Raw genomic sequence first — 15,016 nt, forward strand, 5'->3', positions numbered from 1 at the left:
TTCAGCCCTCCCAGCGGGGTTCGGCGAAGACCGGCACTCCGAGCGCGTGCTTGCCCGCCCACTCGGCGGTCACGTCGGAGTTCGGCGGGACGAGCAGCCCGGCCACCACGTCCCGGTAGGCGCGCTGCAGCGGGTGCCCGGACAGCAGCGCGGAGCCGCCCTGGACCTGCATCGCGAGGACGACCACCTCGTGGGCGAGGCGGGCGACGCTGTTCTTCATCACGCTCATCTCGATGTAGTGGCCGAGCGGGTCCGCGGCGATCGCGGTGTCGTGGTCGGCGCGCACCGCCTGGTACAGGTGCGCCTCGGCGGCCGCGAGCCGGGTCTTCATCTCGGCGACACGGAACTGCACGCCCGGCAGATGGGCCACGGTCCGGTCGAGCACGTGCAGAGTGCGGCCGCGCTGTTCGCGCACCACCTGCTCCAGGGCGCCGCGCGCGATGCCGAGGAACACGGAGGCGAAGCTGCACCAGGCCCAGTGGACGCCCTGCATGAACATCAGCGGGAGCGCGCCGGGCCGGCCGACCATCCGGTCCTCGGGCACGAACAGGTCGTCCAGCAGCAGGGAGTGGCTGCCCGTGGCGCGCATACCGGCCGCGTCCCACTCCGCGGTGACGGTGACCCCGCGCTCCGGCTTGGGCACGAGGAAGCCGACGGGCTCGGGCAGTCCGCGGTCGTCCGTGCGGGCGGCGGAGAGGAAGAGCAGGTCGGCGGCCGGGAACCCGGTGAAGAAGCCCTTGCGCCCGTTGAGCAGATAACCGCCCTCCACGGGCTCGGCCTTGGTGGTGGGGTGCCACCAGTTGCCGCCGACACCGGGCTCGCTGAACCCGCCGGCGATGACCGCGCCGTCCTGGGCGATCGCCCGGTAGGCGCGTTCGGCGGCCGGGCCGCCGATGCCCGCGATCATCGCGATGCCGTGCACGTGCATGTTGACCGCGAAGGAGGTGCTCGCACAACCGGTGGCCAGCGTCTCCTGGGCCCGGCACAGCTCCTCCAGGTCCGCTCCCCCGCCGCCGTACTCGCGGGGCACGGTCATCGCGGTGTAGCCGGAGGCGACGAGCTCCTCGAAGTTCTCGTGCGGGAAGCTGGCGTCCGCGTCGTGCCGCGCGGCCCGCTCGGCGAACCGGCCGGCCAGTTCGGCGGCGAGGGCCACGTAGTCCGTACGGGCCGGCGCCTGCGTCGTCACGGTCATCGCGCGCTCCCCGCCACCAGCGGCTGCCCCGCGTCCTCGGGCAGCACCATGGACAGGTAGCGGACGAGGCTGCCGACCGTGTCGCCCTCGGCGCGGGTCGCCAGCGCCAGCCAGTCCGCGATCTCGACCTCCCCGTACACCTCCCGGATGCGCTCGAAGAGTTCGGCGAGCTCCACCGAGTCCAGGCCGAGGTCGCCGGTGAGCCGGGAGCGCTCGGTGACCTGCCGGCCCGCGGTCTCGGGGCGTACGGCGACGAGTTGCTCGATCAGGGTCGTCATGAAGGCTTGCGCCCGGTCGTCCTGCACATCCACTCCTGGAAGTCCTCGAAGCCACGGAAGGTCGCTGCCTGCGGGTGCCTGCGGCGATCCATGCTCGGGGCGGCGGCTGTAGCGGCGGTTGCGCCACCGGCCGGAAATCGCTCAACCACGCCTTCAGGACCGGACGGCAGGCTGTGGCCGGGCGCACGGCGTCGTGGCGCTCTCCCGCCGGCCCGAGAGGAGATCCGCATGCAGGACGCGACGGAGTCGTACGGGAGGCAGGCGTTTCCGCCGCCCTCGCCGCCGGACCCGCGCCGCTGGTGGATGCTCGGTGTGCTGTCCCTCGCCCTGTTCCTGATCATCCTCAACAACGGGCTGCTCAACGTCGCGTTGCCCAGCCTGATGCGGGACCTGCACGCGGGCATCGGCACCACCCAGTGGATCGTGGACGGCTACGCGCTGGTGTTCGCGGCCTGCCTGCTCACCGCGGGCACGCTGTCCGACCGCTACGGCCGCAAACGGGCCACGCTCCTCGGCGCCGCCCTGTTCGGCGTGGGCACGCTGATCGCGCTCGCGGCGCGGGACGCCGGGCAGCTGATCGCGGCCCGGACCGTGATGGGCGTGGCCGCGGCGCTCGTGATGCCGGGCACCCTGTCGATCCTGGTGAACGTGTTCCCGGAAGCCGAGCGGCCCCGGGCGATCGCGGTGTGGGGTGCCACATCGGCGCTGGGCGTGGCCGCGGGGCCGGTGCTCGGCGGCGCCCTCGTCGCCCACTTCTGGTGGGGTTCCGTCTTCCTGGTGAACCTGCTGCCGGTGGCCGTCGTCCTGGTGGCCGGCGCGCTGCTGCTGCCGGAGTCGGCGGCGCCCGTGCCGCGTCCGGCGGACCCGGTGGGGGCGGTGCTGGGCTCGGCGGCGATGGTGGGTCTGGTCTACGGCGCCATCCACGCCTCGGGCGAGGGGTGGACGTCCGCGCCGGTGCTCGGCTCGTTCGTGGCGGCCCTGCTCGCCGGTGCCGGGTTCGCCGGGTGGGAGCGGCGGCACCCGAGTCCCCTGGTGGACTTCGCCCTGCTGCGCCGTCCCGCGTTCCTCGGGGCGGGCGCCGGCAACATGCTGCTGTTCAGCGGCATGTCCGGGACGCTGTTCGTGCTGACCCAGTTCCTCCAGTTCGGGCTGGGCTACAGCCCGCTGCGGGCCGGTCTGTCGGTGGCCCCGGTGGCGGTCGCCGTCGGTGCCGGCTCGGCCCTGTCGCCGTGGGCCGCCCGCCGCACGGGCCCGCGCGGCGCGGTGGCGGGCGGTCTGGCCGTCAGCGCCCTGGGCATCCTGTCACTGGCCCAGGCCGGCACCTACCCCGGCATCCTGCTGAGCCTCTGCCTGATGGGCATCGGCGTGGGCGTGGCGCTCGCGCCCGCGACGGACGCCGTGCTGGCCCTGGTCCCGCCGGAACGCTCGGGCAACGCGGCCGCGCTGAACGACACCATGCAGGAGCTGGGCAACGCGCTGGGCGTGGCGGTCGTCGGCACGGTGCTGGCCCGCGAGTCGGGCACCCACCTCGCCGGCGGTGCGACGGGTGACCGCGTCGCGGCCGCCGCCCCGGCGGGCTTCACGGCGGCCGCCGCGATCGTCGCGCTGGGGGCCGCGCTCTCGGCCGTCCTGCTGAGGGGCCCGGCCCGCGGACCCGCCGGGTCGGCGGTTTCCGCCGGAGGTGCCGGCGAGGGAACGCCGGCCCGGATGCCGGGCGCGCGCCGGGACGCGGCCGCCTAGAGCCTGTCGTTCGCGTCATCCCGCTCGGGCCGGCCGACAGCCACCGTGGGCCGGGCCGGCCCGATCCGAACGACAGGCCCTGGGAGATACCGTCGGACCGGCGGGCGAAGCACCGTTGCGCCTCCTCGCGGCGCCAGTGGGGCTGCCGGTCCGGGGCCGGCGGCCACCCGCCTCGGTCGCCGTGCCGCAGCGGGTCGGGATCCGATCGAGCCGGCATTCGGAAACGATCCGTCAGGACTCCGTCACCTCGGCGAGGTTGTCCATCTCGTTCACCCGCCCGGCGGCCGGCCGCCCGGTCCATTCCTCGTCGTGCGGCGAGGCCGGGTCGAAAACCCGGCCGAGCTGCTGGAGCAGCGCGTCCCGGCCCGTGAACCCCACCGGATCGGGCGGCATGGTCACCACCACGTCGACGCTGAGCAGGTCGGCCGTCATCGACTCCGCACGTTCGGCCGCGTCCATGCAGCGGCGCACGGTGTCGCGCTCCTGCTGACCGTGTCGCCCGGCCGCCCAGTTCGTCCGCCGGGCCCGCTGCAAGGCGCTGCAGGACGCCGCGACGCTCATGTACATCAGCGTCGCGGCCTCCTCCACGGGGCGGCCCAGCACGTCACGGAAGATCAACACCGCGCCCTGCCGGGGCGGGAGGTGCCGGAGCGCGGCGAGGAAGACCGGTTCCATGGTCTCCCGCGACTCGGCGGCGGTCTCCGGCCGCTCGTCGTCGGCTCACTCGTCACGGGGACACTGCGTGACGAAAAGCCTGGGCAGCCGTCGGCCGTCGCACAGGCGGACGCCCACCACCCGGGCGGACTTCTGCGACCGCACCGGGCGCGGCACCGGGCTCCCGGCCCGGAACGGGAGTGCCGTTCCGGGCCGGGAGCCCGAGGGGTGCCGTCGGCGTGTGCGGGCGCGGTGGCCGGGGGTCAGCCGACCGTCGCCGCCGTCCGCTCGGCCGGCGGCCGGACGTCGGCCTCGACCACCGCGTACAGCGGCTCGATCACGCCGGTCAGGAACAGCTTCCGCATCAGCGTGCGCTGGATCTTCCCGCTGGTCGTACGGCGGACCGTGCCCGGCGCGACCAGCAGGACGTTGCCCGCCGGCACCGCGCACTCCGCGGCGATCGCGTTCTGCACCCGTTCGACCAGCCGCGGCCCGTGTTCCCCGGCGGCGGCGGCGAGGGCGGCGCCCGCGACCTCCTGGACGACGACCAGACGTTCCCGTCCGCCGCCGCCCGACTGCACCGCGAAGGCGGCGCCCGTGCCGAGCACCGGGTCCGCCGCGCGGGCCGCGGCCTCCACGTCGTGCGGGTAGATGTTCCGGCCGTTGACCAGGATCATCTCCTTGAGCCTGCCGGTCACGTACAACTGCCCGTCGCTCAGGGCGCCCAGGTCCCCGGTGCGCAGCCAGCCGCCGCCCGCCGGACCCGCCTCGTCCGCCGTCCGGGCCCCGAAGGTCTCCGCCGTGGCGTCGGGCCGGGCCCAGTAGCCGTCGGCCACGCTCGCCCCGCGCAGCCAGATCTCCCCGACACGTCCGGGCGCCAGGGCGCGCGCGGTCTCCGGGTCGACGATCCGCACCTCGAAGTCCTCGGGGCACACCACCCCGCTGCTGACCAGCGTCCGGCCGGTCCCCGTCTCCGGGGCGCGGAGTTCGCCGTTCTCCAGGGCCGCCGCGTCGACGGTCCGCGTCGTGGGCCGGATGCCGCGCGGGGTGCCCGACACGAGCAGGGTGGTCTCGGCCATGCCGTAGCAGGGGAAGAAGACCTCGGCCCGGAAGCCCGCCGGGGCGAAACGCCGGGTGAACGCGTCGATGGTGTCGGCCCGTACGGGTTCCGCCCCGTTGCAGGCCCGCTCCCAGCTGGACAGGTCGAGCCGGGGCAGGTCGGCGTCCTTCACCCGCCGTACGCACATGGCGTACGCGAAGTCGGGGCCGCCGCCGATGGTGATCCGGTGGTCACCGACCATCTCCAGCCAGGCCGCCGGCCGGCGCAGGAACGAGCCCGGGTCCATGAGAGCGGCCCGGGCGCCCAGCCACAGCGGCTGGAGCACGTGCCCGATGAGACCCATGTCGTGGTAGAGCGGCAGCCAGCTGCCGAAGCAGTCGTCGGCGCCGGAGCCGAGGGCCCGCTGGATGGCGGCCTCGTTGGCCACCAGGTTGCGGTGGGAGACCATCACGCCCTTGGGCGCGCTGGTCGAACCCGAGGTGTACTGGAGGAAGGCGAGGTCGTCGGGGCGCAGCCCGGGGTCCCGCCACTGGCTCGCGTCCCCCACCGGGCCCGCGTCGGTGGCCAGGCACGGCACCCGCTCGGGGCCCGTGCCCGCCAGCCAGGACTCGACGGCGGCGGCGTGCCGGGAGGTGGTGAGCACCGCCCCGATCCGTGCGTCGGCGGCGATCCGGGTCAGCCGGTCGAAGTGGCGTTCGCGGTCGGAGGGCAGCGGCGCGGGGACGGCGACCGCACCCGCGTACAGGCAGCCGACGAAGGCCGTGACGAAGGACAGGTCCGAGGGGTGGAGCAGCAGCACCTGCCGTCCGGTCAGCCCTCGTTCCTGGAGCCAGGAGGCGATCCCCCGGGCCTGCCGGTCCAGTTCGGCGTACGAGAGCCGGTCGTCGCCGTCGTCCCGGACGAAGGTGAAGGCGGGGGCGTCCCCGCGGTCCGCAGCTCTGGCGAGAACGCGGTCGGTGTACGTTTCCTGAGCTGTCATCGAGTCCCTCCGGGGGCCTTGCGTCGTCAGGCGGACAGGGCGCCCGCGAGCACCGGCGCGTAGGCGTACTGACGGATGACGGCTGCGAGTTCGCGCAGGAAGCCGTCCTCGTGTGCGCGCATGAAGAAGTGCCCGCCGGGCATGACCCGCACCTCGCAGCCGCGTCCGGCGTGCCGCCGCCAGGCGACGACCTCCGGCACCGACACCAGGCGGTCGCGCGCGCCGACGAACAGATGCAGCGGCACCCGGATCGAGTCGGCGTCCGCGCCGAAGGACGCGGTGCACAGGAGCAGGTCGTCACGGGCTATGGGCAGCAGCGCGGCGAGGAAGTCCGGGTGGTCGAGGATCACCCGCGGGATACCGCCCAGCGCGGCCAGTCCGGCGACCAGCTCCTCGTCGCTGGCGCCCGGGTCGGCGATCTTCGGTGCGGGCAGGTGGGGGGCGCGGTAGGAGCTGAGGGCCAGGGCGAGCGGCAGGGGCGCACCGCGCAGCTGCCGGCGGGCGGTCAGCGCGTAGGCGATCAGGGCGCCCATGCTGTGCCCGTAGAACACGTGCGGGTGCTCCAGTTCGGCGTCGAGCTGCTCGTCGAGGTCGGCGACGAGCGCGGCCAGGTCGGTGAACCGGGGCTCGGTCATCCGGCCCTCGCGGCCGGGCAGTTGGACGGGCAGCACCTGGGCGCCGGCGGCGTGCACGTCGAGACCGCGCTGCCAGCGCCGGTAGGCGGAGGCGCCACCGCCCGCGTACGGGAAGCAGAACAGCCGCACTCCGGCGTCATCGGGGTCCAGTTCGGACGGGGATGTCTGGGACAGGTAACGCGTCATTCCGTTCCGCCTCGGGGCTAGTCCGACGTCGGTGGCCGGCCGGGGCCGGCCCGCGCTGCGCGGCCGACTGCGGCCGGCCGGCGCGGGGGGCGGACGTCCGTGCCCGGGACGCGGACACGGGCGGATCACCTGCCCGACCGGCCGGACGCCTTCGGCTCGCGGTCGAGCAGGCCCCGGCAGGCACGTCCCGAGGGTGGCGGGAACCGCTAAAAAACAGCCAAACCGGCGGCGGGCGACTCCAGGGCGGGGTCGTCGCGGAGGATGGCGTGATGCAGCCGCTGGAGCCGCTGCGAGGGCTCGATGCCGAGTTCACCGACCATGGCCGCACGCAGCCGCCGGTACACCTCCAGCGCCTCCCCGGAACGGCTGCTGCGGTGCAGGGACAGGATCAGCAGGGCGTGCAGGCTCTCCTGCAACGGGTACCGGGCCGTCAGCACGCCCAGCTCGCCGATGAGTTCGGCGTGCCGTCCGAGCAGCAGGTACGCGCTCATCCGGCTCTCCAGGGCGCCGCGGCGGGCCTCGTCCAGCCTGCGCACCTCGGTCTCCAGCACCGGTCCGGTCCGTACGTCGACCAGTGCGGGCCCCCGCCACACGGCGAGGGCCTTGTCCAGCAGCGCCGCCGCCTCCTCCGCCTCGTGGCGGCCGAGGGCCTGCTGACCGCGGACCGTCATCCGCTCGAACTCCCGGGCGTCCACGTCCGCGCCGGGCAGGCCGAGGACGTAGCCCGTGTGGGTACGGCTCAGCACCTGCTTCGCGTCCGGCCCGTCGGCCGGGGCGAGCGCGGCGGCCAGAGCGCGCCGCAACTGCTTCACATAGGTCTGCACCACCGCCGTGGGGCAGCCGGGGGTCGCGTCGCCCCAGAGTTCCTGCACGATGGTGCCGACGGACACGTGCCTGCCGAGGTTGGACGCGAGCAACGCGAGCACCTGTCTCGGCTTGGCCGCGCTCGGTGCGAGGGACGTTCCGTTCACCGTCACCACGAGCGGCCCGAGGATTCCTACCTCCATCTCCGCAGCTCCTTCCACGCCGTCGAGACCTTCCGACGGTCTCCATGGCGACGGTCGCATATGCGCCAATCACGCCGACAGGGACGGGTGCATGCAAGCGGGGTGAATCCGCCGGGGTACGGCATGTGAGATCTTCACATCGCCCTGGTCACGCCTCGTTCCGCGGCGTCCGCGCGCGGCTCCGGGACGCCCTTCGGGGCGGCTCCCGGCTGGTCTGCGGTGGTGCCGTTCGCGTCGTCGCCGGCAAGCGGCCTCCGTCGTCCGGCGGTTGCCCGGAGGCCGGCGTGCCGTCCGGGTCCCGGGCCCGGCGCCGGCGTCAGCCGAGCTGCCGACTGAACACGTCGTACGCCCGCTCGTCGAAGAGGACGAAGCGCACTTCCTCGACGGACGTCGGCGTGGTGCGCACCGTCTGCGTCGCGATGCGGGCGGCGTCCTCCATGGGCCACCGGTACACCCCCGTGGAGATCGCCGGGAAGGCGACCGTACGGGCGCCCAACTCGTCGGCCACGCGCAGGGACTCGCGGTAGCAGGAGGCGAGCAGGTCCGAGCGGTCCTCGCCGGCGGACCAGACGGGGCCCACGGTGTGGATCACCCAGCGGGCGTCCAGTGCGCCCGCCGTGGTGGCGACCGCCTGCCCGGTGGGCAGGCCCTTGCCGTAGTGGGAGGCGCGCAGCCTGCGGCACTCCTCCAGGACGGCCGGGCCGCCGCGCCGGTGGATCGCGCCGTCCACCCCGCCGCCGCCGAGCAGCGAGGAGTTGGCCGCGTTGACGATCGCGTCGGCGCTCTGCCGGGTGATGTCGCCCTGGACGAGGGTGATGGTGGTCATGTCTGCCTCAGTCTGCGCCATACGGCCTTGGCCGCGTTGTGACCCGACATCCCGTGCACGCCCGGTCCCGGCGGGGTGGCCGACGAGCAGAGGAACACCGCCGGGTGCGGGGTGTGGTACGGGAACAGGGACAGTCTGGGCCGCAGCAGCAGCTGGAGTCCGGACGCCGCGCCGCAGGCGATGTCCCCGCCGACGTAGTTGGCGTTGCGGGCGAACATCTCGGCGGGTCCGGCCACGGCGCGGGCGAGCACCCGGTCGCGGAAGCCGGGGGCGTAGCGTTCCAGTTGGCGTTCCATGGCGTCGGTGAGGTCGCCGGTCCAGCCGGCCGGGACGTGTCCGTACGCCCAGAAGACGTGCTTGCCCGCCGGTGCGCGGCCGGGGTCGACCACGCTGGGCTGGACGGTGATCAGGAACGGCCGCTCCGGGGCGCGGCCCTCGCGGGAGGCGGCGCGCAGGGCGGTGCCGATCTCGGTCACGCTCGCGCCGACCTGCACCGTCCCGGCGACGCGCGCCTCGGGGGCGGTCCAGGGCACCGGTCCGTCCAGCGCGTAGTCGATCTTGAAGACGCCCGGGCCGTACCGGTAGCCGGCGTAGTGGTCGCCGAGGCCGGCGATGCGGGCGAGCGCGGTGGGCGAGGTGTCGAAGACGTACGCGCGGGCCGGCGGCAGGTCGTCCAGCCGCTTGACCTCGTAGTCGGTGTGCACGGCACCGCCGAGGTCCTTCAGGAGGGCGGCGAGCGCGTCGGAGACGGCCTGGGATCCGCCGCGGGGCACCGGCCAGCCGCGGGCGTGCGCGGCCAGCGCGAAGACCAGGCCGACGGCGCCGGTGGCGGGTCCGCCGAGGGGGGCCATCACATGCGCGACGAGGCCCGCGAGGAGGGTCTTGGCCCGCTCGTCCTTGAAGCGGCGCATCATCCAGGTGTACGGGGGCAGCCCGGCCAGGCCGAAGCGGGCCAGGGTGACCGGGTCGCGCGGGAGCGCGGTCAGCGGCAGCGACATGAAGTCCCGTACGAGCGTGTCCCAGTGGCCGAGGAACGGCGCGACCAGCCTGCGGTACGCGCCCGCGTCGCGCGGTCCGAAGGAGGCGGCGGTCCGGGCCACCGAGCGGGACAGCACGGCCGCGGTTCCGTCGGGGAAGGGGTGCGCCATGGGCAGTTCGGCGTGCAGCCATTCGAGGCCGTATCGGTCGAGGGGCAGGCCGCGGAACGCCGGCGAGTTGACGCCGAGGGGGTGGGCGGCCGCACACGGGTCGTGCCGGAAGCCGGGGAGGGTCAGTTCCTCGGTGCGGGCGCCGCCGCCGACGGTGGACTTGGCTTCGAACAGGGCGACCGAGAAACCGCGCCGGGCCAGCTCCACGGCGGCCGTCAGTCCGTTCGGCCCCGCACCCACCACGACCGCATCGAGCATCGACGGCACCTTCGGACCCCTTCGTCAGCCGATGGCCACTGGCGGTCAGGATATGCCGGGGGTCCGGCGCGTCCCGGCCCGGGTGGCCCCGCGGCGGGCCCCGGCCGGGCGGACGGTGCGCGCGCCGCTCGTCAGCCTTCCGCGCGGAGCAGGGCGGACACGCGGCGGGCGGTGGCCGCGTCACGCGCGGCGGTGAACGGCAGGGCGTTGCCGCCGGTCACACGGAAGGGCTCGCCGGTGAGGGTGAGGTGCGCCCCGCCCGCCTCCTCGACCAGGAGCAGTCCGGCCGCGTGGTCCCAGGCGGCCTCCCAGGAGAACGCCACGGCGTCCAACTCGCCCCGGGCGACGGCGAGGTACTCCAGGCCCGCGGAGCCGCAGGGGCGGGGCGCGACGCCGTCGGTCCACAGGGCGCGCAGTGCGCCCTTCTGCTCGTCGGTGGTGTAGTCGGGGTGGGAGGTGGCGACGACGAGGTCCCGGCCGGGTGCGGGCGGGCCCGCGAACAGCCGCTCGCCGTCGAGGTAGGCCCCCTGGCCGCGGACGGCCGTGGCGAACTGGTCGCGGGCGGCGGCGTAGGTCCAGGAGGCGATGACGACGCCCCGGCGCGCGAGGGCGACCAGGGTGCAGAAGCCGTCGTCGCCGTGCACGAACTGCCGGGTGCCGTCGACCGGGTCGACGATCCACACGGGCGCGTCACCCTGGAGCGCGTCGTACGTCGCGGGGTTGGCGTGGACCGCCTCCTCGCCGACCACCACCGAGCCGGGCAGCAGGGCGCCGAGGTCCTCGGTGAGCCGGAGTTCGGCGAGCCGGTCGGCGTCCGTGACCAGGTCGTGGGGGCCGCTCTTGGTGTCCACCTCGTGGTCGGCGAGGCGGCGGAAGCGGGGCAGGATCTCGGCCGCGGCGGCCTTGCGGACCGCCTCCTCCACGTCGGCCGAGCAGCGCAGAAGAAACTCTTCGATGGTTTCCGTGTCTTCGTTCATGCCCTCCATGAGAGCACGCACCACTGACAATCCCCGCCGGGCGGGTGGCCGCGAGGTGGACTCCGGATGAAGAGCGGGTGCCGCGGGCGGCCTCAGCGGCCCACCGCGTACCCCTGCATACCGCGCGGGTTCGCCGCCGCGAGCAGGACGCCGGTCTCCGGGTCGCGGGCGACCGCGCACAGCCGGCCCTCGGACCAGGCGGGGCCGACGGTGACGTCGTGGCCGCGCCGCCGCAGTCCCTCGATCACCCCGGCGTCCGCGCGGGACTCCACGGTCACGCTGCCGGGACGGCGCCCGCGCGGGTAGAAGGAGCTGGGGAAGCTGTCGTTGTGCCAGTTCGGGGCGTCGATGGCGCCCTGCAGGTCGAGGCCGCCGCGGACCGGGGCGCGCAGGGCGGCGGCGAGGAGGAAGTGCAGCTGCCACTGGTCCTGCTGGTCGCCGCCGGGCGTGCCGAACGCCAGGACCGGCACCCCGCCGCGCAGGGCGAGGGACGGGGTGAGGGTGGTGCGTGGACGGCGGCCCGGGGTGAGGGTGTTCGGCAGGCCCTCCTCCAGCCAGGTCATCTGCAGGCGCGTGCCGAGCGGGAAGCCCAGCTCGGGCACGACGGGGTTGGACTGGAGCCAGCCGCCGCTGGGGGTGGCCGCGATCATGTTGCCCCAACGGTCGACGACGTCGAGGTGGCAGGTGTCGCCCCGGGTGGTGCCGTCGACGGCCACGTGAGGTTCGCCGGGGGGCTCGGCGACGGTCGGTTCGCCCGCGCCCATCGGGTCGAACGCCCGGTTGCCGTCGTCCACACGCGCGCGTGCCTGCTCGGGCAGGCGCGGGACGCGCCCACCGGGACTGCCGGGGCGCAGCTCGTACGAGGCCTCCGCGCCGACGAGGGCCCGGCGGCCGGCGTTGTACCCGTCCGACAGCAGGTCGGCGAGGGGTACGTCGGCGGCGTCGCCGTACCAGGCCTCGCGGTCGGCCATGGCGAGCTTGCAGCCCTCGATCAGCAGGTGGACGTAGTCGGCGGAGCCGTACGCGGGCAGCTCGGCCGGCAGCAGGGCGAGCTGCTGGAGCAGGGCGGGGCCCTGGCTCCAGGGTCCCGCCTTGCACACGGTCCAGCCGTTCCAGTCGTACGTCACCGGGCTCTCGTAGCTCGCCGACCAGCCGGCGAGGTCGGCCTCGGTGAGCGTGCCGGTGTGCCGTTCGCCGCTGGTGTCCAGGGTGGGCCGGCGGGACTGCCGCACCAGGGCCTCGGCGATGAAGCCGGTGCGCCACACCTCGCGGGCGGCGTCGATCCGGGCCTCCCGGTCGCCGGCCCCGGCGGTCTCGGCGAGCAGCCGTTTCCAGGTGGCGGCGAGGGCCGGGTTGCGCAGCGGTTCACCGGGCCGGGGCGTCCTGCCGCCGGGCAGGTAGAGGTCGGCCGACGACGTCCACTCCGTCTCGAACAGCCTGCGCACGGTCTCCACGGTCGCGCCGACCTTCTCCACGGACGGGTGCCCGTGCTCGGCGTAGCCGATGGCGTAGCGCAGGACGTCGTCGAGGCTCCGGGTGCCGTGGTCGCGCAGGAGCAGCAGCCAGGCGTCGAAGGCTCCGGGCACGGCGGCGGCGAGCGGCCCGGTGCCGGGGACGAGATCGAGGCCGAGCCCGCGGTAGTGCGCGGCCGTGGCGCCCGCCGGGGCCACGCCCTGACCGCACAGCACCCGCACCGCGCCGCCCGCGGGGGCGAGCAGGATCGGCACCTCGCCGGCGGGCCCGTTCAGGTGCGGCTCCACCACGTGCAGCACGAACGCCCCGGCCACCGCCGCGTCGAAGGCGTTGCCGCCCGCCTCCAGGACCGCCATCGCCGACTGCGAGGCGAGCCAGTGGGTGGAGGAGACCATGCCGAAGGTGCCCTGGAGGGTCGGCCGGGTGGTGAACAACAGCGCGCTCCTCGGCTCGGGTACGTCGTCCGGGTGATCGTACGGAGGGGACCGGCGGCCGGGGAACACCCCGGTGGCGGGCGGCGTTGATCTCCGTGGCGGGAACGGAGGCCCAGGCGGTGCACGGTGAGTACAAGGTGCCCGGCGGCAAGCTCGTCGTCGTGGACGTGGACGTGGAGGGCGGCGTGCTGCGGCACGTGCGCGTGGCCGGTGACTTCTTCCTGGAGCCCGACGAGGCGCTGGACGCGGTGAACGGCGCGCTGGAGGGTGCTCCTGCGGACACCGACGCGGCGGGGCTGGCCGCGCGGATCGACGCGGCGCTGCCCGCCGGGACGGTGATGTACGGCCTGACCTCGGAGGGCGTCGGCGTCGCGGTGCGCCGGGCGCTGGCCCGTGCCACGGACTGGACGGACTACGACTGGCAGCTGATCCACGAGGGCCCGCAGGCCCCGGCGCTGCACATGGCGCTGGACGAGGTGCTGACGGCGGAGGTCGCGGCGGGCCGGCGGCCGCCGACGCTGCGGGTGTGGGAGTGGGGCGCCCCGGCGGTGATCATCGGCAGCTTCCAGTCGCTGCGCAACGAGGTGGACCCCGAGGGCGCCGCGCGGCACGGCATCGAGGTGGTGCGGCGGATCTCCGGCGGCGGCGCGATGTTCGTGGAGCCCGGCAACACGATCACGTACTCGCTGTCGGTGCCGGAGTCGCTGGTCCAGGGCCTGTCCTTCCAGGACAGCTACGCCTATCTGGACGACTGGGTGCTCGGCGCCCTCGGCGACATGGGCATCCGGGCCTGGTACCAGCCGCTGAACGACATCGCGACCGACCAGGGCAAGATCGCGGGCGCGGCGCAGAAGCGGATCGTCGGCCCGGACGGCGGGCCGGGGGCGGTGCTCCACCACGTGACCATGTCGTACGACATCGACGCCGACAAGATGGTCGAGGTGCTGCGGATCGGGCGGGAGAAGTTGTCCGACAAGGGGACGAGGAGCGCGAAGAAGCGGGTGGATCCGCTGCGCCGGCAGACCGGGCTGCCGCGCGAGTCGGTCATCGACCGGATGATCGAGTCCTTCCGCGCGCGGTACGGGCTGGTGCGGGGCGAGGTCACGGCCGACGAGCTGGCGCGCGCCCGGGCGCTGGCCGAAACCAAGTTCGGGGCCCCTGAGTGGACGGCGCGGGTGCCGTAGCCGCCGGCCTCCCGGTCGAGAGTGGTTCAGGAACGGGTCAAGGGCCGCCCCGCCCCGGGCCAAGGGGTCGTATGAGTTCCGTGTACGCCGTCGACGGCGGGGTCGCCCTCGGCGGCCTGGCCGCCGGGGTGGCGATCACGGCGGCGTTGCCTGTGGAGGGCGCAGTCGCCGTCGCGGCGGTCGGCGTGGGTACGGTGGTCGCCGCGACGTCCGTCCTCGACCACGCCTTCCACGAGCACTGGAGCGAGGACATCCACGACCACGGGGTCGTCGGGGGCGTGTGGACCGGGACGAAGCACGTCGCCTCGGAGACCGTCGACGACGGAAAGCGACTGGCGAAGGATGTCTGGCATGGCGTCACGAGCACCTTCTGAGGCCCCGGTCCCCGGATACTTGGTCCCGGCCCCGGACCTGCCGCGGCTGGGCCGGACGTGGTACCGGCGGGGCGCGCCGTACTGGCTGCGCCGAGCCCGGACGGCGGTGTTCGCCGTCCTCGCCATGGCCCTGTTCTCCCTCTTCGCGCTGGGGCTGTACGAGGGGGTCCGCGACCTGCTGCCGTCCACCGTGCGGGTCGTGTGGGACGGCGTGCAGGTGGCCGCGTCCTCGGTGGCGCTGGTGTGGGGCGGGGTGGCGCAGCGCCGGGAGCTCCGCGAGGCGCTGCTGGATCCCCCCGATCCCGACCGGGCCCTGCGCGCCCGGCGCGACCACGAGCGGCGTGTCCCGGGCCGGATCGCCCTGGGCCGCGCGCTCGTGCTGCTCGGCGTGCCCGTGATGCCGGCGTTCGCGGCCTATGTCGTCGGCCGGCTCGCCGTCTGGCTCACCGTCCGCGAGTACCCCAGCGAGGTCGGCGCCCGCCGCCGGCTGGCGGCGCACGCTGCCGGGCCCACGGCCCGGCAGGGAGCATAAGGGGCAAAGCGGAGCGTCGTGACCGGGTGCCGTGACCGGCCGCGCACACAGCGGAGTTGGCCCTTCCGCCGCACAGGCA

14 protein-coding genes are annotated in these 15,016 nt (G+C 74.8%); 4 read left to right on the top strand and 10 right to left on the bottom strand.

Going from position 1 to position 15,016, the window contains the following annotated elements; translation table 11 throughout:
• Window position 1: 1 nt before the first annotated feature.
• Entirely contained in the window at window positions 2-1,192 is a 1,191-nt protein-coding gene (locus BLW57_RS08990) for an acyl-CoA dehydrogenase family protein (RefSeq protein WP_093473496.1), read from the bottom strand.
• Window positions 1,189-1,497: an acyl carrier protein gene (locus tag BLW57_RS08995; RefSeq protein ID WP_073896990.1), complete on the bottom strand. Its 309-nt coding sequence runs from the start codon at window positions 1,495-1,497 to the stop codon at window positions 1,189-1,191. The genes BLW57_RS08990 and BLW57_RS08995 overlap by 4 nt, the downstream gene beginning before the upstream one ends.
• 201 nt (window positions 1,498-1,698) lie before the next feature.
• Between BLW57_RS08995 and BLW57_RS09000 the strand changes: the two genes are divergently transcribed.
• Entirely contained in the window at window positions 1,699-3,210 is a 1,512-nt protein-coding gene (locus BLW57_RS09000; protein ID WP_256339439.1) for an MFS transporter, read from the top strand.
• Window positions 3,211-3,441: 231 nt separating this feature from the next.
• On the opposite strand, the gene BLW57_RS09005 is transcribed toward BLW57_RS09000, so the two are convergent.
• From BLW57_RS09005 to BLW57_RS09040, 8 genes are all read right to left on the bottom strand, one after another.
• Complete coding sequence (locus tag BLW57_RS09005; RefSeq protein ID WP_093473498.1) at window positions 3,442-3,885, bottom strand: sigma factor-like helix-turn-helix DNA-binding protein; 444 nt, start codon at window positions 3,883-3,885, stop codon at window positions 3,442-3,444.
• Between the two features lie 242 nt (window positions 3,886-4,127).
• Window positions 4,128-5,903: a fatty acyl-AMP ligase gene (locus BLW57_RS09010; protein ID WP_093473500.1), complete on the bottom strand. Its 1,776-nt coding sequence runs from the start codon at window positions 5,901-5,903 to the stop codon at window positions 4,128-4,130.
• Between the two features lie 26 nt (window positions 5,904-5,929).
• Window positions 5,930-6,724 (bottom strand): thioesterase II family protein, encoded by a 795-nt coding sequence (locus BLW57_RS09015; RefSeq protein WP_256339440.1) that lies wholly within the window; start codon window positions 6,722-6,724, stop codon window positions 5,930-5,932.
• Window positions 6,725-6,930: 206 nt separating this feature from the next.
• On the bottom strand, window positions 6,931-7,731 hold the full coding sequence (locus BLW57_RS09020; RefSeq protein ID WP_093473502.1) for an AfsR/SARP family transcriptional regulator: 801 nt from the start codon (window positions 7,729-7,731) through the stop codon (window positions 6,931-6,933).
• A 316-nt stretch (window positions 7,732-8,047) separates the two neighbouring features.
• Entirely contained in the window at window positions 8,048-8,557 is a 510-nt protein-coding gene (locus tag BLW57_RS09025) for an O-acetyl-ADP-ribose deacetylase (RefSeq protein WP_093473504.1), read from the bottom strand.
• Entirely contained in the window at window positions 8,554-9,963 is a 1,410-nt protein-coding gene (locus tag BLW57_RS09030) for a phytoene desaturase family protein (protein ID WP_093473506.1), read from the bottom strand. The genes BLW57_RS09025 and BLW57_RS09030 overlap by 4 nt, the downstream gene beginning before the upstream one ends.
• A 131-nt stretch (window positions 9,964-10,094) precedes the next feature.
• Window positions 10,095-10,940, bottom strand: a complete 846-nt coding sequence (locus tag BLW57_RS09035; protein ID WP_093480613.1) for an inositol monophosphatase family protein — start codon at window positions 10,938-10,940, stop codon at window positions 10,095-10,097.
• Between the two features lie 92 nt (window positions 10,941-11,032).
• Window positions 11,033-12,847, bottom strand: a complete 1,815-nt coding sequence (locus BLW57_RS09040) for a gamma-glutamyltransferase family protein (protein ID WP_093473508.1) — start codon at window positions 12,845-12,847, stop codon at window positions 11,033-11,035.
• A 119-nt stretch (window positions 12,848-12,966) separates the two neighbouring features.
• Here BLW57_RS09040 and BLW57_RS09045 point away from each other — a divergent pair, with 119 nt between their 5' ends.
• The 3 genes from BLW57_RS09045 (at window position 12,967) to BLW57_RS09055 (ending at window position 14,937) form a co-directional block, all read left to right on the top strand.
• Window positions 12,967-14,031 carry a lipoate-protein ligase LplAB gene (locus BLW57_RS09045; protein WP_093480614.1) on the top strand — a complete coding sequence of 355 codons (1,065 nt, stop codon included), beginning with the start codon at window positions 12,967-12,969 and terminating at the stop codon, window positions 14,029-14,031.
• Between the two features lie 71 nt (window positions 14,032-14,102).
• The gene (locus BLW57_RS09050; protein WP_256339441.1) at window positions 14,103-14,405 is read left to right on the top strand and encodes a hypothetical protein; all 303 of its coding nucleotides are present in this window, start codon (window positions 14,103-14,105) and stop codon (window positions 14,403-14,405) included.
• A complete protein-coding gene (locus tag BLW57_RS09055) occupies window positions 14,383-14,937 on the top strand; it encodes a hypothetical protein (RefSeq protein ID WP_093473510.1) in 555 nt (184 codons plus the stop codon). The genes BLW57_RS09050 and BLW57_RS09055 overlap by 23 nt, the downstream gene beginning before the upstream one ends.
• Window positions 14,938-15,016: the final 79 nt, after the last annotated feature.

The sequence above is a fragment of the Streptomyces sp. 1222.5 genome (assembly GCF_900105245.1).
Taxonomy (GTDB): Bacteria; Actinomycetota; Actinomycetes; order Streptomycetales; family Streptomycetaceae; genus Streptomyces; species Streptomyces albidocamelliae.